The sequence below is a fragment of the Halomonas sp. JB37 genome, assembly GCF_002332255.1.
Taxonomy (GTDB): Bacteria; Pseudomonadota; Gammaproteobacteria; order Pseudomonadales; family Halomonadaceae; genus Vreelandella; species Vreelandella casei.
The window spans coordinates 2,782,025-2,806,361 of the sequence record NZ_NRGW01000001.1; the positions used below are offsets into that span (position 1 = coordinate 2,782,025).

The 24,337-nt window shown below is 53.9% G+C and carries 22 protein-coding genes; 6 read left to right on the forward strand and 16 right to left on the reverse strand.

Translation table 11 applies throughout. The features are described 5' to 3' along the window. Positions 1–6: 6 nt before the first annotated feature. Genes mreD through CIK78_RS12975 form a run of 3 tightly spaced genes read right to left on the reverse strand, consistent with a single transcriptional unit; the run spans position 7 to position 2,500 of the window. The gene (gene mreD / locus CIK78_RS12965) at positions 7–495 is read right to left on the reverse strand and encodes a rod shape-determining protein MreD (protein ID WP_096280809.1); all 489 of its coding nucleotides are present in this window, start codon (positions 493–495) and stop codon (positions 7–9) included. After that, positions 495–1,439 carry a rod shape-determining protein MreC gene (mreC, locus tag CIK78_RS12970; protein WP_096280812.1) on the reverse strand — a complete coding sequence of 315 codons (945 nt, stop codon included), beginning with the start codon at positions 1,437–1,439 and terminating at the stop codon, positions 495–497. Before mreC ends, mreD begins: the two co-directional genes overlap by 1 nt. 23 nt (positions 1,440–1,462) lie before the next feature. Next, a complete protein-coding gene (locus tag CIK78_RS12975; RefSeq protein WP_096280814.1) occupies positions 1,463–2,500 on the reverse strand; it encodes a rod shape-determining protein in 1,038 nt (345 codons plus the stop codon). A 229-nt stretch (positions 2,501–2,729) separates the two neighbouring features. Here CIK78_RS12975 and gatC point away from each other — a divergent pair, with 229 nt between their 5' ends. From gatC to gatB, 3 genes are all read left to right on the forward strand, one after another. Continuing rightward, positions 2,730–3,017, forward strand: coding sequence for an Asp-tRNA(Asn)/Glu-tRNA(Gln) amidotransferase subunit GatC (gene gatC, locus CIK78_RS12980; RefSeq protein ID WP_096282380.1), 288 nt, complete (start codon positions 2,730–2,732; stop codon positions 3,015–3,017). A gap of 85 nt (positions 3,018–3,102) precedes the next feature. Next, entirely contained in the window at positions 3,103–4,563 is a 1,461-nt protein-coding gene (gatA, locus tag CIK78_RS12985) for an Asp-tRNA(Asn)/Glu-tRNA(Gln) amidotransferase subunit GatA (protein WP_096280818.1), read from the forward strand. After that, positions 4,563–6,017 (forward strand): Asp-tRNA(Asn)/Glu-tRNA(Gln) amidotransferase subunit GatB, encoded by a 1,455-nt coding sequence (gene gatB, locus CIK78_RS12990; protein ID WP_096280821.1) that lies wholly within the window; start codon positions 4,563–4,565, stop codon positions 6,015–6,017. Before gatA ends, gatB begins: the two co-directional genes overlap by 1 nt. 60 nt (positions 6,018–6,077) lie before the next feature. On the opposite strand, the gene sixA is transcribed toward gatB, so the two are convergent. The 4 genes from sixA to CIK78_RS13010 all read right to left on the reverse strand — a co-directional run bounded on the left by sixA (position 6,078) and on the right by CIK78_RS13010 (position 10,237). Beyond that, a complete protein-coding gene (sixA, locus tag CIK78_RS12995; protein ID WP_096280824.1) occupies positions 6,078–6,566 on the reverse strand; it encodes a phosphohistidine phosphatase SixA in 489 nt (162 codons plus the stop codon). Position 6,567: 1 nt separating this feature from the next. Beyond that, positions 6,568–7,689 (reverse strand): NAD(P)H-dependent glycerol-3-phosphate dehydrogenase, encoded by a 1,122-nt coding sequence (locus tag CIK78_RS13000; RefSeq protein ID WP_096280827.1) that lies wholly within the window; start codon positions 7,687–7,689, stop codon positions 6,568–6,570. A gap of 155 nt (positions 7,690–7,844) precedes the next feature. Beyond that, on the reverse strand, positions 7,845–9,749 hold the full coding sequence (gene htpG / locus CIK78_RS13005) for a molecular chaperone HtpG (protein WP_096280831.1): 1,905 nt from the start codon (positions 9,747–9,749) through the stop codon (positions 7,845–7,847). Between the two features lie 155 nt (positions 9,750–9,904). Next, positions 9,905–10,237, reverse strand: coding sequence for a DUF1232 domain-containing protein (locus CIK78_RS13010; protein ID WP_096280834.1), 333 nt, complete (start codon positions 10,235–10,237; stop codon positions 9,905–9,907). A gap of 122 nt (positions 10,238–10,359) precedes the next feature. On the opposite strand from CIK78_RS13010, the gene CIK78_RS13015 reads away from it, so the two are divergent. Then, entirely contained in the window at positions 10,360–12,309 is a 1,950-nt protein-coding gene (locus CIK78_RS13015; RefSeq protein WP_096280837.1) for a transglycosylase SLT domain-containing protein, read from the forward strand. Positions 12,310–12,382: 73 nt separating this feature from the next. Here CIK78_RS13015 and CIK78_RS13020 read toward each other — a convergent pair whose 3' ends face one another. Next, positions 12,383–13,039 carry a LysE family translocator gene (locus CIK78_RS13020; RefSeq protein ID WP_096280839.1) on the reverse strand — a complete coding sequence of 219 codons (657 nt, stop codon included), beginning with the start codon at positions 13,037–13,039 and terminating at the stop codon, positions 12,383–12,385. Positions 13,040–13,176: 137 nt separating this feature from the next. Between CIK78_RS13020 and CIK78_RS13025 the strand changes: the two genes are divergently transcribed. Next, positions 13,177–13,380: a cold-shock protein gene (locus CIK78_RS13025; protein ID WP_096280842.1), complete on the forward strand. Its 204-nt coding sequence runs from the start codon at positions 13,177–13,179 to the stop codon at positions 13,378–13,380. A gap of 54 nt (positions 13,381–13,434) precedes the next feature. On the opposite strand, the gene CIK78_RS13030 is transcribed toward CIK78_RS13025, so the two are convergent. The 4 genes from CIK78_RS13030 to CIK78_RS13045 form a co-directional block, all read right to left on the reverse strand. Beyond that, positions 13,435–14,154, reverse strand: coding sequence for a hypothetical protein (locus tag CIK78_RS13030; RefSeq protein ID WP_096280845.1), 720 nt, complete (start codon positions 14,152–14,154; stop codon positions 13,435–13,437). 43 nt (positions 14,155–14,197) lie between these two features. After that, positions 14,198–15,157, reverse strand: a complete 960-nt coding sequence (yegS, locus tag CIK78_RS13035) for a lipid kinase YegS (RefSeq protein ID WP_096280848.1) — start codon at positions 15,155–15,157, stop codon at positions 14,198–14,200. Between the two features lie 41 nt (positions 15,158–15,198). Next, positions 15,199–17,829: an aminopeptidase N gene (pepN, locus tag CIK78_RS13040; RefSeq protein ID WP_096280851.1), complete on the reverse strand. Its 2,631-nt coding sequence runs from the start codon at positions 17,827–17,829 to the stop codon at positions 15,199–15,201. A 79-nt stretch (positions 17,830–17,908) separates the two neighbouring features. After that, entirely contained in the window at positions 17,909–18,394 is a 486-nt protein-coding gene (locus CIK78_RS13045; protein ID WP_096280854.1) for a YajQ family cyclic di-GMP-binding protein, read from the reverse strand. A 245-nt stretch (positions 18,395–18,639) separates the two neighbouring features. Here CIK78_RS13045 and cobO point away from each other — a divergent pair, with 245 nt between their 5' ends. Then, a complete protein-coding gene (cobO, locus tag CIK78_RS13050) occupies positions 18,640–19,239 on the forward strand; it encodes a cob(I)yrinic acid a,c-diamide adenosyltransferase (RefSeq protein WP_096280856.1) in 600 nt (199 codons plus the stop codon). A 123-nt stretch (positions 19,240–19,362) separates the two neighbouring features. On the opposite strand, the gene CIK78_RS13055 is transcribed toward cobO, so the two are convergent. The 4 genes from CIK78_RS13055 to hflK all read right to left on the reverse strand — a co-directional run bounded on the left by CIK78_RS13055 (position 19,363) and on the right by hflK (position 24,241). Continuing rightward, the gene (locus CIK78_RS13055) at positions 19,363–20,658 is read right to left on the reverse strand and encodes an adenylosuccinate synthase (protein ID WP_096280858.1); all 1,296 of its coding nucleotides are present in this window, start codon (positions 20,656–20,658) and stop codon (positions 19,363–19,365) included. Next, entirely contained in the window at positions 20,658–21,854 is a 1,197-nt protein-coding gene (locus CIK78_RS13060; protein ID WP_096280861.1) for an ATP phosphoribosyltransferase regulatory subunit, read from the reverse strand. The genes CIK78_RS13055 and CIK78_RS13060 overlap by 1 nt, the downstream gene beginning before the upstream one ends. A gap of 200 nt (positions 21,855–22,054) precedes the next feature. Beyond that, positions 22,055–22,951, reverse strand: a complete 897-nt coding sequence (gene hflC, locus CIK78_RS13065; protein WP_096280864.1) for a protease modulator HflC — start codon at positions 22,949–22,951, stop codon at positions 22,055–22,057. Further along, positions 22,952–24,241: an FtsH protease activity modulator HflK gene (gene hflK, locus CIK78_RS13070; protein WP_096280867.1), complete on the reverse strand. Its 1,290-nt coding sequence runs from the start codon at positions 24,239–24,241 to the stop codon at positions 22,952–22,954. Positions 24,242–24,337: the final 96 nt, after the last annotated feature.

A 24,337-nucleotide genomic window follows, 5' to 3' on the forward strand; every position in this document is an offset into this window, starting at 1 on the left:
AAGCGCTCATGAAGCGGCTAACCGGCGTTCCAATGCCTGAAACATCGTGGATAGCCAAGGCCACAGCAGAGCGCTAATCAAGGAAGGAATCAAAAAGGCCAAATGGATCGAAAAATCGCCCACGATAGTACGCAACCATTGCGCAACAAGCTGCACTAAACCAATGAGCACCAGCACGAGCGCCGACTGCTGCACCAGCGAATAGGCGCGGAATCGGGGGTATACCAAGGCACATAAAAAAGCCAGCAGTGCATAAACCATCGCATGCTGGCCTAGCGCAGTGCCTTCTATTAAATCCATCAAGATACCCAGCACAAAGCCGTGAAAAACGCCGACTCTATCGGGCGTGCGCATACACCAGTAGACCAGCATCAGGCCCAGCCATTCAGGGCGATATACCTGCCAGCCATCGGCCAGCGGCATTACTTGAAGGCACAATGCTAATAACAGGCTTAGCCAAACAAACAACAGCGGAACAATCGGTGCGCGGGCCATCAGGGCACCTCTTGGGATGATACATTTTGATCGGGATTGGATAGTTGAAGCGAAGAGCGCAGCGCTGCTGCGGAAATATCCAACGTCTCATCCCATGCATGTTCGTCAATCTCTTGCTGGGGAGGTGGAAAAAGTAGCAAGAAGTGGCGCGAGCGCTGCAACTGCGCCATTGGCTCAGCCGTTACGCGTGCAAAAGGTTGACCCGGATCATGATAGACCTCGGTCACTCGGGCTACGGGATACCCGGGAGGAAAGCGCCCGGCCAGGCCTGACGTGGTTAGCAGATCACCCTCACGAATGTCTGCCGTATCCGGCACGTGCATTACATTGACGCTGCTGTAGCGCCCGGCACCCTGCACAATAAAGCGCAGACCGTTGCGATTTAGCTGCACAGGCAAAGCATGGCTGGCATCGGCCAATAGCAGTACGCGGCTAGAGTAAGCCGAAACCGCCGTAATTTGGCCGACTAAACCCGATGCATCGATGACAGGCTGTCCCACGTAGGCACCGTTGCGGTGCCCGCGATTAACCACCATTTGATGGCTGAAGGGATCGTTATCCAACGACAACAACTCGGCGGTGATATAGGGAATGTCACGTCGCTCGGCGGCATTGAGCAAATCACGTAATTCGCTATTTTCTGCCGTCAGGTTAGCCATACGCTGACCGCGATGGGAAAGCGTTAGGATTTGCTCGCGCAGACGACGGTTTTCGTCCACCAGCGCCTGCTGATCGGAGAGCGCAAGCGAGCCCCAGTTCAATAGATCGCTAGGCACACTAACGATCCATTGAACAGGCGCCACAACCATCGACATTTGCGCGCGCACCTGCTCCATACGCGTGAAATGATGGTCGACAAACATCAAAGCACTGGCGGCCAACGCGCAAAAAAACAGCCGGTAGCCCGGCAATGGCCCGTGCGAAAACAGCGGTTTAATAGGCAATCCCCCCGCATTAACCGCTGAGATCAGTCGCTCGACAGCAACTCAAAGGTATGCTGATCAATCATTTCCAGCGCTTTACCACCACCGCGCGCAACGCACGTCAGCGGGTCTTCAGCCACAATCACCGGCAGCCCTGTTTCTTCAGCAATCAGCTTATCCAGATCGCGAAGCAAGGCACCGCCACCGGTCAACACCAAGCCACGCTCGGCGATATCAGAGGCCAATTCTGGGGGCGACTGCTCAAGAGCGCTTTTGACCGCGGAAACAATGGAGCCAAGGGTTTCTTGCAGGGCTTCAAGCGTTTCGTGAGAATTTAGCGTAAAGCTGCGTGGAATACCTTCAGCCAGGTTACGTCCGCGCACGTCTATTTCGCGCAGTTCGCCACCCGGATAAGCACAGCCAATCTCTTCTTTAATGCGCTCGGCCGTCGCCTCACCAATCAAGCTGCCATAGTGACGACGAACATAAGCGGTAATGGCTTCATCAAAGCGGTCGCCACCCACCCGAATAGATTCGGAATAGACCACGCCGTTGAGTGAGATAATCGCAATTTCAGTGGTACCACCACCGATATCCACCACCATTGAACCCTGGGCTTCATCAACCGGAAGGCCTGCGCCAATCGCTGCCGCCATGGGCTCTTCAATCAAGAACACCTCGCGGGCGCCGGCACCTTCCGCCGACTCACGAATCGCCCGTCGCTCAACTTGCGTTGACATGCAAGGAACGCACACCAGCACACGCGGGCTAGGGGTTAAAAAGGTGCTTTGGTGCACTTTGCGGATAAAATGCTGAAGCATTTGCTCGGTCACGGTGAAATCGGCGATAACGCCATCTTTCATCGGACGGATCGCAGTGATATTGCCAGGCGTACGACCCAACATTCGCTTGGCATCAGTACCGACTGCCGCAACGCTGCGCATAGTGCCAGACTGGCGAATAGCGACCACGGACGGCTCATCAAGCACGATACCGCGACCGCGTACATAAATCAGTGTATTGGCCGTACCCAAGTCGATCGACAGATCGCTGGAAAACAGCCCCCTCAAACGTTTAAACATGGATGTCGTTACCTAGTGCAGACCGGGAACCCTGTGCGGATGCAAACGGTATCACCGCAACCCCCTGGCAGCAAGCACGAGTCGTGCCTAATACTGCCCGTTAAGGCCAAGATGTGGTACCTTTAGCGGCTATTTTCCACGTCTGCGACACAAGACGTTTTTTTGATATCGGTATGTATACCGCTTAAAGCGGATTATGTTCCCTTACGTTTATGAGGAAATTCCGATCATGGCGCTTGAAGAATCTCATGTGCGCCGGGCTGCCCACCTAGCCCGACTCGCCGTCAGCGATGACCAAGCCAGCGGCTTTGTAGATGATCTAAGCCGGATTCTGGACATGGTCGACCAACTACAAGGCGTTGATACCGAAGGTGTTTTACCGCTATCTCATCCGCTAGATGCGACCCAGCGGCTGCGCGCCGACGAAGTCACTGAAACCAACCAGCGCGATACTTTTCAGCGCTGTGCTCCGGCAGTGGAAAACGGCCTGTATCTCGTCCCCCGCGTTGTTGAATAAATTTGTTGAACAGAAACGCGTTCGAGATTACTGAGCCGCCACTTTCGCCGCTATTTTTTTCGCCCCTGAACGGAGCTTCTGGGTCATGTATGAGAAAACATTAACGCAACTCGCTGTCGCCTTAAAAAAAGGCGAGTTTTCGAGCCGCGAACTGACCACACATTATTTACAGCGTATCGAAAAGGCTGATAGCAAGCTCAACAGCTTCATCAGCGTAACCGCAGAGCAAGCGTTGGCGCAGGCTGACGCAGCCGACAGCACGCGCGCCGCTGGCAAAGCAGGAGCGCTCACGGGCATTCCTCTAGCGCTCAAAGATATTTTTTGTACTCGCGATGTAAAAACCAGCTGTGGCTCCAAAATGCTGGATAATTTTATTGCGCCCTACAATGCCACCGTGGTTGAAAAGCTCAACGCTGCGGGCACGGTCAGCGTGGGTAAAACTAATATGGATGAGTTCGCTATGGGCTCTTCCAATGAAAATAGCTTTTACGGCCCGGTAAAAAACCCCTGGGATCTGAGTGCAGTACCCGGCGGCAGCTCCGGCGGCAGCGCGGCAGCAGTGGCAGCAGGCTTAGTACCCGCGGCGATGGGCACCGATACTGGCGGCTCCATTCGCCAACCGGCGGCGTTTTGTGGGATTACCGGTTTAAAGCCTACTTACGGCCGAGTGTCGCGTTACGGCATCATCGCCTACGCTTCAAGCCTTGATCAGGCAGGCCCCATGGCACGCAGCGCTGAAGACTGCGCGCACCTGCTAGGGGTAATTGCAGGCCACGATGGCCGCGACTCCACCAGCGTTGCGCGTGGCGTACCGGACTATGTAGAAGGGCTTAACGCCCCGCTTTCAGGGCTCAAAATCGGGTTACCTAAAGAATATTTTGGCGACGGATTAGACCCCGCGGTTGAAAAAGCCGTGCGTGAAGCGGTCAGCGTTTACGAGTCGCTGGGTGCCACGGTGCGTGAAGTCAGCTTGCCGCATACGCACTACGCCATTCCGGCTTACTACGTTATCGCTCCCGCCGAAGCATCTTCAAACCTGTCACGCTACGACGGCGTGCGCTTTGGTCACCGCTGCGAAAACCCCAGCGACTTAATTGATTTATATACCCGCTCACGCGCAGAGGGTTTCGGTGAAGAGGTCAAGCGGCGCATTCTGATCGGCACTCATACGCTCTCAGAAGGCTTCTTTGACGCCTACTACACCAAGGCACAAAAAGTGCGCCGCCTGATCCGTCAGGACTTCTTAGACGCTTTTCAAGACGTGGATGTACTGATGGGGCCAGCCTCGCCTACGCCAGCTTTCGACCTGGGTGCTAAAAAAGACCCGGTGTCGATGTACCTGCAGGATATTTACACCATCGCCGTTAACCTAGCGGGCATTCCCGGCATCAGCGTACCCGCCGGTTTTGTCGGCAAGCGTCCCGTTGGCCTGCAGATTCTAGGCACCCACTTTGCTGAGGCGCAGCTGCTTAACGTCGCCCACCAATTTCAGCAAGCGACCGACTGGCACCTACAACGTCCTGCCTTTGCCGAGGAGAACGCCTAATGCAATGGGAAACCGTGATTGGGCTTGAAGTCCACGTTCAGCTCGCTACGCGTTCAAAAATCTTTTCCGGCGCCTCAACGGCGTTTGGCGCTGAGCCAAACACCCAGGCCTGCGCGGTTGACTTGGGTCTGCCGGGCGTGCTGCCAGTGCTCAACGAACAGGCCGTCGCCATGGCCGTTCAGTTTGGCCTGGCGGTGCATGCCGATATTGCTGAAGTATCAATATTTGACCGCAAGAACTACTTCTACCCTGACCTGCCTAAGGGCTATCAGACTAGCCAGATGTATCACCCGATTGTGGGCCCTGGTGATGTTGAGGTCACTTTGGAAGATGGCAGCACCAAACGCATTCGCATTCATCATGCGCATCTTGAAGAGGATGCAGGCAAGTCGCTGCATGAAGACTTCCAAGGCATGACGGGCATTGATCTCAACCGCGCGGGAACACCGCTGTTAGAGATCGTGTCTGAGCCAGACATGAGCAATGCCAAAGAGGCCGCTGCGTATCTTAAGGCGATTCACTCAATCGTTACTTACCTGGGCATTTCCGATGGCAACATGGCGGAAGGCTCTATGCGTTGCGATGTGAATGTCTCGGTGCGTCCGAAAGGCCAAGCAACGTTAGGCACTCGGGCTGAAATCAAAAACGTTAACTCGTTCCGCTTTGTCGAGCGCGCGATTGCCTTTGAGGTTGAGCGCCAAATTGAGCTCATCGAAGACGGTGGCAAAGTCGTTCAAGAAACACGCCTGTTTGATCCAGACCGCGATGAAACGCGCAGCATGCGTACCAAGGAAGAAGCCAACGACTACCGCTACTTCCCCTGCCCGGACCTACTGCCGATAGTGCTTGATCAGGCCTATCTGGACCACCTGCGCGGCCAGCTGCCCGAGCTGCCTGCCGATAAGCGCGAGCGCTTCCAAAGCGAGCTGGGCCTGTCGGCTTATGATGCCAATGTCATCTCTGCTAGCCGGGATATGGCCGAGTTCTTTGAAGCAGTGCATAACGTATGTGGCGATGCCAAGCAGTCGGCCAACTGGGTGCAGGGAGAGTTTTCCGGTGCGCTTAATCGTGAAAACCTGAGCATTGCCAATAGCCCCATTTCCGCACGCCAGTTAGGCGAGCTGATTAGCCGTGTACTCGACGATACGATTAGTGGCAAGGCGGCTAAAGATGTTTTCCAGGCGCTTTGGAACGGTCAGGGCGAAACAGCCGATGAGATCATTGACGCTAAAGGCCTCAAGCAAGTCACTGATACCGTTGCTATTGAAGCCATGATTGATCAAGTGATCGCAGACAGCCCTGCTCAGGTGGCCCAGTATCGCGACTCAGAGCCCGACAAGCGCGGCAAAATGATTGGCTACTTTGTTGGCCAGGCGATGAAAGCGTCACGGGGCACCGCTAACCCACAGCAGGTAAACGGTATATTGAAGCAGAAATTGGATGCGCTGCTTTAATCTCGTTTGAACATTCTTAGACGTTAGTGGCTGCCTCGGCAGCCGCTTTTTTATGGCCTGTTAGCCACTCGCCAGTTGGCTAGGCTGGGTAAAACTCACTAATTGCGCGCAGCCTGCAGCCCATATCTCGCCTGTCAGCTCGGCAATAGCCGCCGTAGGAAAACCAACGCCCTGAGCGCGGCTACCCCCCACCAGCCAACCCGCCAGATCCCCCACCAAGGGCATATGGCTGACCAACATTATCGGCGCACCTTCTGCCTGCTCAAGCAGCCAGTCGCCAACGGCCGAGGGCGCGTCATCGGGAGTAATAAAATCCAGCGTTTCCAGCCCAATGCCCAGCGCATCACACAGCGCCTGTGCCGTCTGCTGCGCGCGCACATAGGGGCTAGCGTAAAGCCTTGGCATGGGCAGCTCGCCCTGGGCAACACGCTGCGCCAGCCAGCTCGCCATTGTTTCAGCTTCCTGCACGCCACGTGGAGTCAACTGGCGTGCATGATCGGGAGATCCCGGCGCGGCCTCACCATGACGCATAATCAGCATACGCTGCATGCTAATCCCCTTTCTTAAGCGGTGACGGGGTTTGAGAAGAAGCATGCTGATTAGGCTGATCACGATGGGCCTGCAGTACGGACTCACGAGGCAAGATAAACTCTACATCACTGCTCTGCTCCCCCATCATTAATGTGCGCGCCATATCCTGTGCCGGCACGCCATCAAATAATACGCGAGAAAGTCCCTCAGCTAAGGGCATATAAACACCCATTTCACGCGCTTTAGCACACACCAATTTGACGGTATTGACCCCTTCTGCGACCTGGCCAAGCGAACTGACGGCCTCTTCCAGCGTGCGCCCCTCACCCATGGCATGCCCGACTCGATAGTTGCGCGACAAGTTAGACGAACAGGTAACGATTAAATCTCCGACCCCCGCCAGCCCCAGAAACGTCATCGGATTAGCGCCTTCAGCGACGGCAAAGCGGCTCATCTCTGCCAAGGCACGCGTCATCAGCATACTGCGGGTGTTTTCACCCATGCCCAGCGCCGCTGCCATTCCTGCGGCTATCGCATAAATATTTTTCAACGCACCGCCCAGCTCGACGCCATGGCGGTCATCGCTGGCGTAAACTCGAAAGTAGCGACAGCCTAATGCTTGCTGAACTCGAGTTCGCGTTAATGGATCGGCGCTTGCAATCACGGTAGCAGTGAGCTGCTTATCGGCAATTTCCGAGGCCAAATTGGGGCCTGCAATCACACCAATGTGCTCAAAGCCGGTTTCTTGCTCAAGCACTTGGCTCATTAATAAAAAGCTATCTGGCTCGATCCCTTTCGTAGTGCTAACCAAAATCTGCTCAGGCGTTAACCATACTTTGGCCGCTTGCACTACGCTGCGAAAAGCCTTTGAGGGAATCGCGATCAGCACCAGCGAGGCATCGGCCAACACGGTTTTAAGATCGGTTGAGGCCTGCACGGCAGGATTGATAGCGTAATGGGGCAGATAACGCCCGTTACGATGTTCCTGGTTAATCTGCGCCACCAGCGCTTCGTCACGCATCCACTGGCGAACGCGGGCGTTATTATCCGCGGCAATGCTTGCCAGCGCCGTACCGAAACTACCGCCTCCAAGCACCGCAACATTGATGGGCACCGCGCCGTTGATTTGCTGCTCAGCCATGATGATGTCCTAATAAGTCTCGCGGAACGTATAGCTACTGTATCAAAATCGATTTATTAAAGCAGACGGCCCGCTTGGATAACCAAACGGGCCGACGGCATAGCAACGCTACATTACCGACATTGCCTAAGGGCGTGCGTAAAACAGCGCCTAAATTAGGCGGTCAGCACGCTATTAAGACGCTTCACGTAAGCGGCGGGGTCATCCAGATGTCCGCCTTCGGCAATAATCGCCTGATCTAGCAATATGTAGGAAAGCTGGGTGAACAGTTCGCCCTCAGCGCTTTCAAGGCGTGTCACTAACGCATGATCCGGATTAAGCTCAAGAATCGGCTTCACTTCAGGCAGCGGCTGTCCCGCAGCTTCCATAATACGGCGCATTTGATAGCCCATTTCATGCTCGGGCAACACGACGCACGCCGGCGAATCGGTCAGGCGGTGGGTCACTTTAACGTCTTGAACACCGTCACCCAACGCTTCTTTGACACGCTTGACCAGATCTTCTTTGGCTTTAGCCGTTTCTTCCTGGGCTTTCTTTTCCTCTTCGTCCTCGACATCGCCAAGATCGAGTTCGCCTTTGGCCACATCGGCAAAGGTTTTGCCATCAAACTCGGTTAAATGACTCATCAGCCAATCATCGATACGGTCAGAAAGCAGCAGTACTTCGATACCTTTTTTACGAAAGATCTCCAAGTGCGGGCTATTTTTTGCCGCATTGAGGCTGTCAGCGACCACATAATAAATCTTCTGCTGACCTTCTTTCATGCGCTCAACGTAATCGACTAAGGCGTGTTCTTGGGCAGCAGTATCGGTATGCGTTGAGGCAAAACGCAGCAGGCTGGCAATTTTTTCACGATTGGCTGAATCTTCTCCAGGACCTTCTTTCAACACGCTGCCGAAGGTATTCCAGAAGGTTTGATACTGCTCTTTGTCGTTGGCAAGTTTTTTCAACATGTCCAAGCCGCGCTTGGTGAGCGCTGCCTTGATCTTGTCGACCTTAGGATCTTGCTGGAGCAGCTCGCGAGATACGTTTAGCGACAGCTCGCGGGTGTCCAACACGCCTTTGACAAAGCGCAGGTATAGCGGCAGGAACTGTTCGGCATCATCCATAATAAAGACGCGCTGAACATAGAGCTTAACGCCGCGTGAACCATCACGATCGAACATATCGAACGGCGCACGGCCGGGCACATACAGCAGGCTAGTGTATTCAAGCTTGCCTTCAACCTTATTGTGACTCCAGGCCAGCGGATCAGAAAAATCGTGCGCCACGTGCTTATAGAACGCTTTGTACTCGTCCTCGGAAACATCACTCTTCGGACGCGCCCATAGCGCTGTCGCTTCGTTAACTGTTTCCCACGTCGTTACTTCACTACCTTCAATGCTGTTGCCTTCGTCATCTTTAGGCGTTTCGGTTTTCGGCATGCGGACCGGCACTTCGATATGATCCGAGTACTTACGCACTAAGCCTTGCAGGCGATAGTCGTCGGCGAACTCTTTTGCATCTTCTTTTAAGTGCAGAGTAATTTCGGTACCGTGCTGCGCGCGCTCGATATCGGCAACGGTAAACTCGCCCTCGCCTTTTGAACGCCACTCAACGCCTTGAGCCGCATCGGTGCCTGCTTTACGGGTACGTACCGCAATTTCATCGGCAACAATAAAGCCTGAGTAGAACCCCACACCGAACTGGCCGATCAGCTTGGCATCTTTTTGCTGCTCGCCGGAAAGCTGCTTAAGAAACTCAGCAGTACCAGAGCGCGCAATCGTGCCCAGGTTGGCGATGACATCTTCGCGATTCATACCCACACCGTTATCGCGCAGGGTAATAGTATTGGCATCGCGGTCATGCTCAATTTCGATGCGCAGCTCACTGTCGCCTTCATACAGCGCATCGTTATCCAGCGCGGCATAGCGAAGCTTGTCGCAGGCATCTGCTGAATTCGAGATAAGCTCGCGCAAGAATATTTCGCGATTAGAATACAGGGAGTGAATCATCAGATTCAGGAGCTGCTTAACTTCCGTTTGAAAGCCAAGAGTTTCTTCATGGGTAGCAGTAGTCATGCGCTTAGCCCCTTATTTATGGATCACGTTTTAGGATCAGGTTGAGTCATGCGCCTCTGCGCCATGCGCCCAGAGGCATAATCTAGTTTCGTGAGCCTTATATGGTGTTAAGCAACGTTTTTTCAAGCAGGTAGGTGATAACTAGCGGACAAGTATTAAGACGGCGTCATATCGGGGTTGGTGTATTTCCAGGCACGATAGCCTTCTAAGCGCTGATCAATACGGTTTAACAGCCATCCCACAATTAGCACATCATCAATAATGCCAATCAGCATCAAAAAATCGGGAATCAGGTCGAACGGCATGACTAAATACGCCAGTGCCAATGCCATCATGGCGAATGCCGACCAAGGAACAGGCCGAAAATCGCCTCGCAAGACGTCCCGGGTCATGGGTAAAAACAATTTTAAAGCCCGCAGAATGCGTTTTGTGACCCAAACGCGTGATTTGAGTCGACGCAAGAACCACCAAGTGGATAATGGAGCCATCGTAATTGAATCCTCCTAGTCTCTAAGTTGTCGGATCATCATTGTAAACATTGGTTCATTTTAGCGGTTGCTCAGCAATCCCTCAGACCTAAATAGACGTCAATCAATAGAGAGAGAGCACCATGTTGGTTTCGCCATTTCGCCATACCGCTCGTGTGCTGTGTACGGCACTGCTGGCTGGAATTCCCACGCTGTCCTGGGCCGCTTCAGATAGCGACCTCCGTGACGCCCTCAGCGCAGCCAGGGAGCAGCAGTGGCAGCGCGTCGACGAGCGCTTGATTGAAGACCACCAGCTGCGCGGCTACGTTGATTATCATCGCATAAGAGGACAGCTGCCGAACGTGTCCCCTGAAAGGGTCCTGCAATTTATGGATCAGTATGCGGATTCGCCACTGGCCGGTTGGATCCGTGGTCAAGCCATTGCTAACTATGGCCATGCGGGCCGCTATAGCGACTTACTTAGTGTGGCTGATGGCGAACCGGCCGGCACCGCGCGCCAATGTTACTACTACACTGCGCTACTCAACGCCCAGCCGCAGCAGGCCAATCAAGCGGGTCTTGACCTGTGGCTGACTGGCGGCTCTCAGCCTGACGCTTGCAATACGCTTTTTGAGCGTCTTCGCGCCAACGGCACGATTGACGCCACGGCGATCTGGGAGCGCAAGATGCTGGCGTGGCAGGCAGGAGAAAACAATCTCTCAAGCTACCTGGGCGGGCTTTTAAACGGACAGTGGCAAACCGCTCTAGACACCGTTGATGACGTTTCAGCACGCAGCCGGGCCATTACCCAGGCCCCGCTATGTTTGGGCCCTGAGTGCGCAGCAACCGCAAGCTTCTATCGAGCGGCGATGCAACGCTTCACCCGCGAAGACACCCCCGCCGCCTTTGCCGCGTGGCAAGAAATAGCACCGCGCCTAAGCCTACTGCCCAGTGACCAGCAGGCCATTGAGGAAGAGCTGGCTTTTTATGCGTTGGTGCGCGAGGTTCCGGGTACGCTTACCTGGGTCGACAGCGTACTTCCATCACTGGATAGCGAGCGCGTACTAGAACTGCGCGTGCGCCGTGCACTGGCAGAACGCCGCTGGGATGATGTCGTCCATTGGATTGCCGAAATGCCGGCCGGCCAGCAAGAAAACAGCCGCTGGCAATATTGGTTGGGACGTGCAAACGGCCAGCTTGGCAATCAGGTAGCCGCCGAATCGCGCTATCAGCAGGCCGCCACGGATCGCAGTTTTTATGGCTTTGCCGCTGCAGAAAAACTCGGCCAGCCTTACCAGTTGAATCTTGAACGCAATCATTTTGACGCAGCATCGCGGCAGCGCATCGCCCAGCTACCGGCCGTCCAGCGTACTGAAGCATTACTGCGCATTGGTGAAGATGGGCTAGCTAACAGCGAGTGGCTACACGCCGTTCAGAGCGGCACACCCCAACAGGCCAGGGCGTTGGCAGACTATGCCGCCAGCCAGCAGTGGCACGCACGTTTGGTGCAAACCACCATTGCAGGGGAGCTATGGGACGCCCTCGACTGGCGCTTTCCCCAGGCCTATCACGACAGCTTCCTACACTGGGGCAGGTTAACCGGCGTAGATCCTTACCTGCTCATGGCCATTACACGCCGTGAAAGCGCCTATAACCCCAATGCCCTTTCACCTGCAGGCGCACGCGGATTAATGCAGCTGATGCCGGGCACTGCCAGCCAGGTCAGCCGCGAACTGGGGATTAGCGATCCTGGGCCTTATGGCGTGCTGGACCCTGAGCTAAACATCCGTTTAGGCAGCACCTATCTGCGCGATAAGCTACAGCGCTATCAAGGCAATCGTCTTGCAGCGACCGCGGCTTACAATGCAGGTCCGGGGCGCGTTGACCAGTGGCTCGGCAATAGCGTAGAAGAGTTTGATCTGTTCGTGGAAAGCATTCCTTTTCGTGAAACTCGCGACTACGTGCAAGCGGTGCTCAGCTATCGAGTGATTTTCGAGAGCCTCGCAAACGGCGGTAATAGTGAAGGCGTTTCTCTGCTTAGCGACGCTGAACAGCAGGTACGCTATGATCGCGCGCTACTTGCCCGCCGCTGAATCTAAGCCAACGGGCGAAGCCGCTTAGCGTGAAATTGCCATTCACAAAACCATGCATTGCTCAGCGCCCCCTCTATAGGGGGCGCTGCGTTAGCGCAAGCCGGATACCAAAGGCAATCAAAACGGTGCCGGTCACAGCATTTAAGATTTGTGCAACCCGCGCACTGGCCAACCACTTACTCGCACTGCCTACCATCAGCACGACGCCAATTTGCCAAACGTTGGCAATCATAAAATGCACGCTCGCTAGCCACAGTGACTTCAGTAAAACAGGGTCGCTTGGTGCAATAAACTGAGGCAAAAAGGCCATATAGAACACCACCGTCTTGGGATTCAACACATTAGACAAGAACCCCTCTTTAACGGGTTGCCAGCGAGAGACGGCAGCGCCCCCTTGCAACACTCCGTTAACGGGCAGCGGCTGCCCACGGCGTGCCGCCAAAAGGCTCGTCACGCCCAGCCAAATCAGATAGCCCGCCCCGACCAGTTTAAGCAGATGAAACGCCCATGCTGACTGCAGTAGAATCAGTGAGATTCCCAACGCAGAAATAGTTGCATGAGCAAATAGCCCGCAGCAAATAGCAACGCTGGTAGTGACTCCATCACGAATACCGCCACGCGCGGTATTACGAATCACCAGCAGCGTATCCACCCCAGGGCTAATGGTTAATAGCGTGATCGCCACCAAAAAAGACAGAAACTGCGGGTCAATAAAGCCAAACTGCATCATGATTGTGTGCTCATAACGAAATGAAAAAATCTTAGGAGTCTGGCTGGACGACAGCCTAATTTACATCTAGAGTAATTGTAGCGGGTGGACAATTGAGTTGCCCGTTTGATTACTAAGCAAGTTAAGGAAATTAGAAAATGGCAACTGGCACAGTTAAGTGGTTCAACGATACTAAAGGCTTCGGCTTCATCTCTCCTGATGACGGCGGAGACGATCTGTTCGCCCACTTCTCCGAAATTCAAGCTGAAGGCTTCAAGACCCTTCAGGATGGTCAAAAAGTCAGCTTTGAAGTGACTCAGGGTAAAAAAGGCCTTCAGGCTTCCAACATCCAACCCGCTTAATTGCGAACGGATGGACAAAGGCCCGCTAATGCGGGCCTTTTTTATTGCTAGTTATTAATTCTGGCGTTCCGATGGTAACGCTGGCCCGCTCTGAGCCTCCTCACTCTCCATCTCTTTAAACTGCTCCTCAAGACGCTGCTCGGCTTCTTCAAAGCGGCGCTCAGTATCTTCAATTAAAGCGTCTACATCGGTAGATTCAAGACCGTCGTCTAACGGCGTGCGCTCTGGAATACTGCTGTTGGTTTCCCAGCTAGGCGGGATATCTTCACTTTCCATCGGTTCAAACGCGGGAGCCTGCTGCTCAACCTCCTGAAACTGTTCCTCAAGACGCTTTTCGGCTTCCTCAAAGCGACGCTCGGTTTCTGCAATCATCTCGTCCACATCGGAACGCGTTGCCTCACCGGGCATTGCACTATCTTCATTAAGCGCATCGTCAGGGTCAGCGGCCAAAGTCTCTTCACCTGCCTCTAACGTTTCACTCTGTGTGGCCCCCTCAGTATTGCTTTCCTCTGTTTCGTCATCACGCAGGGCATCGGCGCGCTCAAGCTGCTCCTCGGCCTGACGCGCCTCGATGTCATTTTCTACTTCTTCAGGCGTTGCCATCTCTGCCGCATTTTCAGCCGCAGCGGGCCCTTCATCCTCGCGTACCATTTCGTCATCCGCCACTTCAGCATTATCAGCGGGTGCCACGGCAGGATCTTCTTGAGAGTCTCCACAGGCGCTTAGCATTAATGCCACGACGGCAAGTGCAGGTATCCACACGCGATTTGCCATTTGATACGTCTCCTTCATAACAATAAAATTCTGAACCCACCCATTAATGCTGATGGGCGGAAGATAGCAACGGGCAATCCTCGGGTATCAGCACGCGCAGCGCAAGCGGCACGACTTCAGCGCAGAAATGATCGTACCAGCGCGCCTCGCCGTCTAGGGTGAGCGGCCAGGGAGGATCATCTGCCTGGGTGGTTACCGTCAGTTGACTAGTGGTGAAGTAACGAACAAATTTTCCGTCATAAGGGAAGTCTTGCAGCTCACCAATCAGCTTGGTCAGTTCGGTAACGGAATTAAAGTCTTTCACCAGCAGCACATCCAAGCGCCCGTCATCAAGCTTGGCGCGCGGGGCTAGCACTTGCCCACCGCCTGACTGGCGGCCATTGCCCAGCGCCAGTAGTAACAGCGACGCGCTCTCCTCCTTGCCATCCCAGTGAAGGTTGCCGCGATAGCTGCGATGGCGCCAAGCCTTTAGTGCGCCCATCAGCGAATAGGCGCCACCGCCCAGCAAACGCTTGAGCGTTTTGGGCGTTGAGGAGGTAATTTCAGCGCCAAAACCGCCGGTGGTCATGTTGACATAATAGCTGGTCGTCGCCTCCCCCTCCTTGCCTGCCGTCACGCGTACAACGTCAATGGGGTGCGAGCTTAGCGTCATCGCTGCCGCTAACGCCGGGCCTGGCTCTAAAGGCAAGCCTACGGAGGTAGCAAAATCATTAGCGCTGCCCAGTGGCACAATACCTAGTGCCGGGCGATGGTCGTGGGCCAGCCGCATCAAGCCATTCATGACCTCGCTAACGGTGCCATCCCCGCCACAGGCAATCACATGCGTTATCCCCATCCCCGCTGACTGCTCAGCGATATCAGCAGCATCGCCACCTTCCCAAGTAGCGCGAACGGTGATTAGCATCCCTGCTTGGCGCTGCTCATCAACGGCGTCGCGCAATGCCGGGTTACCGGCAGATTTACCATTAATAATGAGTAAATAATGCTGCTGAGAGTCTGTCACCGTTATTGTTCCTTTCCTTGGTTAACCACCGTTGCTTACCGTCATGCCAACGCCTTCTCGACCACTTCATATACATTTGAAGATAGCGGCTCTTTTTGAATACGCTCAAGTTGAGACCGCATTAATCCCTGACGGGTTTCATCGAAGCGCTGCCAGCGTGTTAACGGCGTAATCAGACGGGCTGCAATTTCAGGGTTAAGACGGTTCAGTTCAATCACCACATCGGTCAGCAATTGATAGCCCTGGCCATCCAAGCGGTGGAAATTAACCCGGTTCTGAGCAAATGCGCCAATCAGTGCGCGGACCTTATTGGGATTTTTAAGCGAAAACGCAGGGTGCTGCATTAAATACTTAACGCGCTCTAAAACATCGGCCTGAGGGCGCGATACCTGAATAGTGAACCACTGGTCCATCACTAAGGGATCGTGCGCCCACTTTTCTCCGAATGCTTTTAACGCCGGCGACGCAAGGTCGTCACGATCGCTGTGCACCAATAGCGTAAGCGCTTGACGTACATCGGTCATGTTATGGTCGGCGCTGAACTGCGCCTCGCACAGCGCTAGGCCCTGCTCATCTTCGATCGACATTAAATAGGCAAGAGCAATGTTCTTCAGGCTGCGCTGAGCAATTTGCTCTGGCGTCGGCGCGTATGGTTGCTCAGTCACATTGGCTTCGTAAACAGCGATAAACTCTTTTCGAAGAGCCACCGCCAGGGACTGACGGACAAACTCACGGGCAGCATGAATTGCATCCACATCAACGATGGGCTGCTGCTCGGCGATATACGCTTCAGAGGGCAGCGTCAGCATCTCTGCCAGTACCGCCTTATCACTCATGGAGCCGGTCAAAAGCGTCTTAAAGGCTTCCGTTACCCGGTTATCCATGACCTTTTCTACGCCGTTACGATGGGCCGCAATCAGGTCATCTAATGCCAATAAAGCGAGGCGCTGACCTGCATCCCAACGGTTGAAGCCATCGCTATCATGGGTTAACAAAAACGCCAGATCTTCTCGCGAGTAGGGATAATGCAGCTTCACCGGTGCAGAAAATTCACGTAGCAGTGACGGCACGGGCGCTTCAGCCACATCGGTAAAGATAAACGTCTTCTCATTATCACGTAGATGAATGACCGCATCTTTGCCTAATTTTTCATCGTTCAATGTCAGCGTGAGATCTTGCCCAGACTTAGTGCCTACTAGCCCCATACGCACAGGAATATGCAACGGCAGCTTGTTTGGCTGCCCTGGCGTTGCCGGCGTGCGCTGGCGTAATGTTAGGTGATATTCACCGTGAACGTAGTCATATTCGCCGTGAGCATCAATATCCGGCGTTCCCGCCTGAGAATACCAGCGCATGAATTGGCTAAAATCCTGGCCGGAAACCTCCGCCATACAGCCAACAAAGTCTTCAATCGTCACCGCTTGCCCGTCGAAACGCTCAAAGTAAAGATCAGAGCCCTGACGAAAACGTTCTTCACCAACCAAGTTGCGCAGCATGCGTACGACTTCGGCTCCCTTCTCGTAAATCGTCAGGGTGTAGAAGTTGGTAATTTCAATAAAGCGGTCAGGGCGAATCGGGTGCGCCGTGGGGCCAGCATCTTCGGCAAACTGCGCGGTACGGAAAAAAGACACGTCCTGAATGCGCTTAACCGGCGCAGAGTTCGTATCCGCCGAAAAGCACTGATCACGAAAGACCGTAAAGCCTTCTTTCAGCGAGAGCTGAAACCAGTCTCGGCACGTCACCCGATTACCGGACCAGTTGTGGAAATACTCGTGAGCAACAATGCCTTCTACATTCTGAAACGCCGCATCGGTGGCGGTATGAGGATGCGTTAATACGGCGGCGGAGTTGAAAATATTAAGGCCTTTATTTTCCATCGCCCCCATATTGAAATCATTGACGGCGACGATCATAAACAGATCAAGATCATACTCACGGCCGTAGGCCTGCTCATCCCATGCCATCGCTCGCTTTAGCGACGACATCGCATGCTCAGTTTTATCGACATTGTCTTTTTCCACCCAGATCTGCAGCGTGACCTCACGCCCGCTCATGGTGGTGAAGTGGTCTTCGACGCAATGCAGATTGCCTGCCACCAGAGCAAACAGATAACAGGGCTTGGGATGTGGGTCTTCCCACGTGGCAAAATGGCGACCGCCTTCCAAGTTACCGCGCTCAATAGGGTTACCGTTGGCGAGCAGCACCGGCTCACGCTGCTGGTCACCAATAACGGTCACCTTGAACGTCGCCATTACGTCCGGACGATCAGGATAAAACGTAATGCGCCTAAAACCTTCAGCTTCGCACTGAGTACAGTACATACCGTTAGATTGATAAAGGCCTTCTAACGCCGTGTTCTCCTGCGGAGCAATTTCAACGTCGCTTTCCAGCACAAACCGTTCAGGTACCTGGGCAATATGCAGGCCCTTTTCATCAAGCTGATACGACGATGCATCCAGCGCCTTTTCATCAATGGCGAGGGAAATCAGTTTTAAGTGCTCGCCGTTTAATATTAGCGGCGTGTCGGCGTCAGCGTCGGAATGACGCTCAATCGACAGGCGCGCTTTCACACGGGTCGCGTCGGGGTCAAGATCAAACGTCAGCTCGGCATGAGTAACCCGGTAGGCGGGTGGCTGGTAGTCGCTTAAAAAAACCGGCTGCGGATCAGACATAGTGCTTGACTCCTGTATAAAACGATCATTCACATGATTAAATGAGGGCGATGACGGTGGGCTGCGTTAACCACCTAAACTAGTCGCGAAAATTATCAAACTGCAGCGGCAAGTCAGGGCCTTCTTCAGCGCGTAGCAACGCCATGACGCCTTGTAAATCATCACGCTTTTTACCCGTGACGCGCACTTTCTCACCTTGAATTTGCGCCTGTACTTTTATCTTGCTGGCTTTGATGCGTTTGACCACATCTTTTGCCTCTGCTGCATCAAGACCCTGCTTTAGCGCAACTTCTTGGCGCGCCTTAACGCCGGAAAGCACCGGGTCTTGAATATCCATGCAGCGGGCATCAATGCCACGAGCAATTAATCGGCCGCGCAGTACGTCCAACATTTGCTTGAGCTGGAAATCAACGTCCGCTTCTAGCAGCACTTTATCGGCTTCAAGTGTGAAGCTGGCATTGACGCCTTTAAAGTCAAAGCGAGACTGTACTTCGCGGTTCGCCTGATCGACGGCGTTAGCACCTTCGTGCTGATCGAACTCTGAGACAATATCAAATGAGGGCATGATTCAATTCCTGACAAGACATGGCCCACCATTCTAGAGCAGGCAGCCCCCTACCGGCCAATTCTCTTCGCTTTCTGTGTGTTTTAAGCGCCCATTCATTAAACAGCTCTTAACGCAGGTTCATAATTAGTTGTACACAAGTTATTCTAAAGAAGACTCAAAAAAATGTTCAACGCAAAGTGGATGGCTTACGCTAACGCGCTACCTTGACCATCGTTATGATTAAGTGCTTTCCAGGAGACACCATGAGTGATCGCGAGACCCGCCACAAAGCATCGATGGAGAAGCTCAAAGCGCACGTAGATGAGAAAGTCTCCAGCGCCAATGAGCAGCGTGGCCTTATTATCGTCAACACCGGCAACGGAAAAGGCAAAACCACTGCCGCCTGGGGAACGGTGACCCGCGCCTTAGGCTATGGTTACAACGTGGCGGTTGTGCAGTTTATTAAAGGATTATGGGAATGTGGTGAGCGCAATCGTTTAGAAGAAGATAGCCATCTAGAGGTGGCGATTATGGCCACAGGCTTTACTTGGGATACGCAAAACCGACAGGCAGATACCGAGGCCTGTCACGCGGTATGGAAAGAGGCGGAGCGCATGCTAGCCGACCCAGAGATTTACCTGGTAGTGCTGGATGAAATTACTTACATGCTTAAGTTTGGCTACTTAGAGATTGAAGCGGTGAAACAAGCATTGGAGAATCGCCCGCCGGAACAGACGGTCATTATTACCGGTCGCAACGCCCATCGTGAGCTAATCGACATGGCCGACACGGTGACCGAAATGCAGGAAATCTGCCATGCTTTCAACAACGGACTTCAGGCGCGTAGAGGTATCGATTACTAGCCTTCTACACACATCGGTTTTAAATACGCGACGCTTAGTCCGCTGTTTTAGATATAAAAAAGGGGCAATTAAATTGCCCCTTTTCACGTCCTCCAGCTTACGCTCAGCCGGCACTACCCATCATTAGCTTGTGAAGGGATTACGCAAGACGATCGTTTCCATGCGGTCCGGGCCGGTGGAAATGATATCGATGCTGGTGCCTACCTGCTGCTCAAGATAGCTAATGTAAGCACGTGCATTGGCGGGCAAATCTTCTACTCGCTTAGCACCCAGGGTCGACTCCTTCCAGCCCGGCAAGTCTTCATAAAGCGGTTCGATAGCTTCAAAGCCCTCCGAATCCACCGGGTTATCCATCACATCGCCATCTTTGCTGCGGTAACCAACGCATACACGGATATTTTCCAAACCGTCTAAGACATCAAGCTTGGTCAAGCAGATACCAGAAACGGAGTTAATTTGCACCGCGTGGCGTAGCGCCACAGCGTCAAACCAACCACAGCGACGTGCACGCCCAGTGGTAGCACCAAACTCATGACCGCGCTCGGCAAGGTGGCGCCCGTCTACGTCGAAAAGCTCAGTCGGAAATGGGCCAGAACCCACGCGCGTGGTGTATGCCTTAGTGATACCCAGCACGTAATCCAAGTACAGCGGGCCAACGCCAGAACCGGTTGCAACCCCACCAGCAGTCGTATTGGAGCTAGTAACGTAAGGGTAAGTACCGTGATCGATATCCAGCAGTGAACCCTGGGCACCTTCAAACAGAATGTTCTCACCGGCCTTACGCAGGTCGTGCACCATACTGACCGTATCGCATACCATCGGGCGCAGCTCTTCAGCCATCTGCATGGCCGCGTCGAGTACTTCTTGAAAATCGACTGCCGGTTCGCCGTGGTAATTAACTAGCACAAAGTTGTGGTAGTCGAGCACTTCTCCCAGCTTAGAAGCGAAACGCTCGCGGTGCAGCATATCGCCTAAACGCAGGCTACGGCGCGCCACCTTGTCTTCATAGGCGGGGCCAATGCCGCGGCCGGTGGTGCCAATCTTAGCGATACCACGGGCTTTTTCACGCGCCTGATCCAGGCGTACGTGATAAGGCAGAATCAGCGGGCAGGCGGGAGAAAGACGCAGGCGTTCGCGCACAGGCACGCCCTTGGCTTCCAGCTCACGGATCTCTTTGATCAACGCTTCAGGTGAAAGCACTACGCCATTGCCGATCACACACTTTGTGCCTGGACGTAGAACACCTGAAGGGATCAGGTGCAGGACGGTTTTTTCACCGTCGATGACCAGCGTATGGCCAGCATTGTGACCACCCTGAAAACGTACCACGGCAGATGCGGACTCGGTTAGCAGATCAACGATCTTACCTTTGCCCTCGTCACCCCACTGGGTGCCCAGCACTACGACATTCTTACCCATTATGATGCACTCGTCTCTTGTGTCAGGGTCGTTGGCTGCCAACGACCATCGATAAGCTCAAGACAGCGGTCACAGTCGTGCTCCGCCGGCCCAGTACGCTGCCCAGGCAGCGCTTGAATCACGCGTTCGCCCTGCTCACGCAGCGCGACAATGGCAGCGTTGAGCGACTCATCCTGATTAGCAGGCGCCCAAATGCTACCGCGACTCGGCGATGCTAACGCCAGCGAAGCTAGCTGTTTCAGATCCATAGAGAAACCCGTGGCTGGGCGCGCACGCCCAAAGGCCCGACCAGTATCGTCATAGCGTCCGCCTTTAGCGAGCGCATGCCCATAGCCAGGAACGTAGGCGGCAAACATCATACCAGTATGGTATTGATAGCCACGCAGCTCAGCCAGATCAAAGTACAGCGACACGTCAAAGCGTGCGAGCACACCTTGATAAAGAGCATCCAACTGATCCAATGCCGCCGTTACCGTGTAGGGCGCGCCGGCAAAACGATCCCGCGCCTGATTTAATACATCCGCCCCGCCGTGCAGCTCGCCAAGTGCCAGCAGCATCTCGGCCAATGCCGGCTCTGAGACACTCGCCTGCACAACGTCCGCCAGTTGGCCGGGAGACTTTAGTGCCAGGGCATCAAAGAGCGCTCTTTCTTGCTCATGACTCAGCGCCGCCGCCTCAACAAGGCTACGATAAATACCGATATGCCCCAGCGCTAGATGAATTTCTTCAGCGCCAGCAGCCTTTAAGCTGGCCAAGGCGAGATAAATAATTTCACTGTCGGCATCGAGACCCGCATGACCAAAAAGCTCTGCACCTACCTGCACTGGGCTTCGCCCGCCCTGATGCTGATCAGCCTTAGCGCGCAGCACATTAGTGCAATAGCATAGCCTCACCGGCCCCTGGCGTCTTAATGAGTGGGCATCCATACGTGCCACTTGCGGCGTAACATCCGCCGAAACCCCCATCATACGGCCCGTTAGCTGATCGGTCAGCTTAAAGGTCTGTAGATCAAGGTCCGTACCGGTACCCGTGAGTAAAGAGTCTAAAAACTCTACCGGTGGTGGCATTACTTGTTCATAGCCCCAGCAATGGTAAAGATCAAGCAGCGCACGGCGCAGTTCTTCCATACGGCTTGCCTGAGGCGGAAGCACCTCATCCATGCCGTCGGGCAGTAGCCAGCGGTCAGCGATGGTCATGTAAACAATCCTACAGACGATGAAGGCCCAACAAATTCAAGCAGTAACGGCTCAAGACCGTCGATGCCGCTCGCATTAAATGAGGGCCACAAAAAAACCGGGCGACGCCCGGTTAACAAATTCTATCACGTTTATTGGCTAGGTGAACCCCGCCTGGACATCAACCAGCCAAGACGAGGAGCACCACAACCATCGGCGAATTATTCGCCGCTGTCGTCACCACTTTCCGGCTCAGCGCTGCGCAAATAGCGGAAGAAGTCACTATTAGGTTCTAAAACCATCAGATTGCCATCGCCAGCGAAGCTTTCACGATAAGCATTCAGGCTACGCCAGAAAGAAAAGAACTCCTGATCTTGACCATAGGCTTCGGAGAAGATCGCAGCGGCCTGGGCATCACCCTCACCACGTAACGTTTCAGAACGTTCGTTAGCCTGGGCAAGCAAGACCTGACGACGACGATCCGCATTAGCGCGAATACGCTCGGCCTCTTCTTGACCCTGTGCACGCCACTCGCGGGCCTCACGCTCACGCTCAGAACGCATACGCTCAAAAACAGCAGCGGAAACGTCGTCAGGCAAGTCGATTCGCTTAATACGAATATCACGAATGGCCACGCCCAGCTCTTCACGCATCAGCTCATCAAGCTCAGCGGTTGGCCCAACCATCAAGTCATCACGGCGTTCAGCGATAATCTCTTGAAGATTAAGACGGCCAAACTCGTTACGCAGGCTTTCATCAACGCGCGGCTGAATCAAGCGAACGGCCATCAATTCATCGCCAGCCGTTGCTTCGTAATAACGGGTGGGATTAACGACCTGCCATTTCACATAGGAATCTACGATGACCGCTTTCTGCTCAAGCGTCAGATAGCGGCTGGTATCCGTGTCCAATGTCAGTAAGCGAGTGTCAAACTTACGGATCGTCTGGGCAATGGGCACTTTTGCGTGCAAGCCAGGCTGAATATTTTCTTCAACGACTTCACCAAAACGCAATTTAACAGCGCGTTCGGTTTCGTCAACGACGTACAAGGTGTTGCTCGCAAGCCATGCGACTGCGGCTAAAACACCAACCACTAGCAAGGATCGATTATTAATCATTTACCGGCCCTCCCTGCGGATGGAGCTACTATTGCTGTTGCCTGAAGAGCTACTCTGAGTACTGCGTAAACGTTCAATCACGTCAGGGTCTAACTGCTCTTGGCTGCTATCACTATTGCTATTAGACGATGAGCCGGTTCGATTACCACCGCTACCGCCACGCATTTGATCTAGCGGGAGATACATTAAAGGCGCGTTCTCACTGACGTCTAAGAGCACTTTAGGCGTGCTGCTGAAAACGTCTTCGATCGTGTCTAAATACATGCGCTCACGCATGGTGTCAGGCGAATTACGGTACTCGGTCAACAGCGAGTTAAATCGGTTGGCCTGACCTTGCGCCTCGGCAACAACCGATTCGCGATAACCTTGACCTTGCTCTACCACCCGCTGCGCCTGACCTTGAGCCGCAGGAATGATAGCGTTCGCATAAGCCATCCCTTCGTTGATAGTGCGCTGACGATCCTCACGAGCGCGGATAACGTCATCGAAGGCATCGATAACAGGTTCAGGCGCTGAGGTAGACTCAATGTTGATGGTTTGCAGACGAATACCGGCACCATAGTTGTCGAGGTAAGACTGTAGACGACTAGAGACAGAGCTGCCCAAAATTTCACGCCCAGAGGTAAGGATATCGATCATATCGGTACCGCCGACCACGTGGCGCAGCGCAGAGTCCAGTGCGTTCTCAATCGAAATGGCGGGATCACGAACGTTCAGTACAAAATCGCGAGGATTAGCGACTTGGTACTGCGCCGAAATTTCCACTTCTACAATGTTTTCATCGCGCGTCAGCATCGACTGCATTTGTGTCAATGAGCGCACTCGGGTCACATTGACCATGCGCACTTCATCTATCAGCGGTGGGTTCCACTGAAGACCTGGATCGACGATACCCTGGAACTCACCGAAGCGCAGTACAACGCCACGCTCAGATTGGTCAACGAGATAGAAACCCATGGCAGCCCAGATAGCCAGCGCAACGACAATTAACAGACCTGGCAAAGCAAGAGGATTACGGTTTTTACCGCCACTGCCCCCATCACTTTTTTTGCCACCGCCCTTCTTGCCGCCGCCAAAGATGCCGCTCAGCTTTTCTTGGAATTTCTTCAGGGCCTCATCAAGGTCAGGCGGGCCTTGGTTATTGCCCCCTTTATTACCATTGTTGTTGCCACCACCGTTATTGCCGCCGTTGTTGCCATCTTGGCTTCTGTCGCCGTCGTTTCCACCTCGTCGGCCACCGCTGCTCCACGGGTCGTGCTTGTCCCCACCACCAGGCTCATTCCAGGCCATACATCGTCTCCACTAAGAAATTCACTAACGGACGTGACTCCATCGGTAAGAGAAGCCGTCGCGTTTTGATATTATTGCTATATAAATCTTGTCTCA

Coding starts and splice junctions, on each gene's coding strand:
- hflC (WP_096280864.1), bottom strand. CDS start 22,951: ATGATTAATAATCGATCCTTGCTAGTGGTTGGTGTTTTAGCCGCAGTC.
- CIK78_RS13000 (WP_096280827.1), bottom strand. CDS start 7,689: ATGGCTGAGCAGCAAATCAACGGCGCGGTGCCCATCAATGTTGCGGTG.
- mreD (WP_096280809.1), bottom strand. CDS start 495: ATGGCCCGCGCACCGATTGTTCCGCTGTTGTTTGTTTGGCTAAGCCTG.
- CIK78_RS13055 (WP_096280858.1), bottom strand. CDS start 20,658: ATGGGTAAGAATGTCGTAGTGCTGGGCACCCAGTGGGGTGACGAGGGC.
- gatA (WP_096280818.1), top strand. CDS start 3,103: ATGTATGAGAAAACATTAACGCAACTCGCTGTCGCCTTAAAAAAAGGC.
- gatC (WP_096282380.1), top strand. CDS start 2,730: ATGGCGCTTGAAGAATCTCATGTGCGCCGGGCTGCCCACCTAGCCCGA.
- CIK78_RS13030 (WP_096280845.1), bottom strand. CDS start 14,154: ATGGCAAATCGCGTGTGGATACCTGCACTTGCCGTCGTGGCATTAATG.
- sixA (WP_096280824.1), bottom strand. CDS start 6,566: ATGCAGCGTATGCTGATTATGCGTCATGGTGAGGCCGCGCCGGGATCT.
- CIK78_RS13020 (WP_096280839.1), bottom strand. CDS start 13,039: ATGATGCAGTTTGGCTTTATTGACCCGCAGTTTCTGTCTTTTTTGGTG.
- pepN (WP_096280851.1), bottom strand. CDS start 17,829: ATGTCTGATCCGCAGCCGGTTTTTTTAAGCGACTACCAGCCACCCGCC.
- CIK78_RS13025 (WP_096280842.1), top strand. CDS start 13,177: ATGGCAACTGGCACAGTTAAGTGGTTCAACGATACTAAAGGCTTCGGC.
- CIK78_RS13045 (WP_096280854.1), bottom strand. CDS start 18,394: ATGCCCTCATTTGATATTGTCTCAGAGTTCGATCAGCACGAAGGTGCT.
- CIK78_RS13010 (WP_096280834.1), bottom strand. CDS start 10,237: ATGGCTCCATTATCCACTTGGTGGTTCTTGCGTCGACTCAAATCACGC.
- cobO (WP_096280856.1), top strand. CDS start 18,640: ATGAGTGATCGCGAGACCCGCCACAAAGCATCGATGGAGAAGCTCAAA.
- hflK (WP_096280867.1), bottom strand. CDS start 24,241: ATGGCCTGGAATGAGCCTGGTGGTGGGGACAAGCACGACCCGTGGAGC.
- CIK78_RS13015 (WP_096280837.1), top strand. CDS start 10,360: ATGTTGGTTTCGCCATTTCGCCATACCGCTCGTGTGCTGTGTACGGCA.
- CIK78_RS13060 (WP_096280861.1), bottom strand. CDS start 21,854: ATGACCATCGCTGACCGCTGGCTACTGCCCGACGGCATGGATGAGGTG.
- CIK78_RS12975 (WP_096280814.1), bottom strand. CDS start 2,500: ATGTTTAAACGTTTGAGGGGGCTGTTTTCCAGCGATCTGTCGATCGAC.
- htpG (WP_096280831.1), bottom strand. CDS start 9,749: ATGACTACTGCTACCCATGAAGAAACTCTTGGCTTTCAAACGGAAGTT.
- gatB (WP_096280821.1), top strand. CDS start 4,563: ATGCAATGGGAAACCGTGATTGGGCTTGAAGTCCACGTTCAGCTCGCT.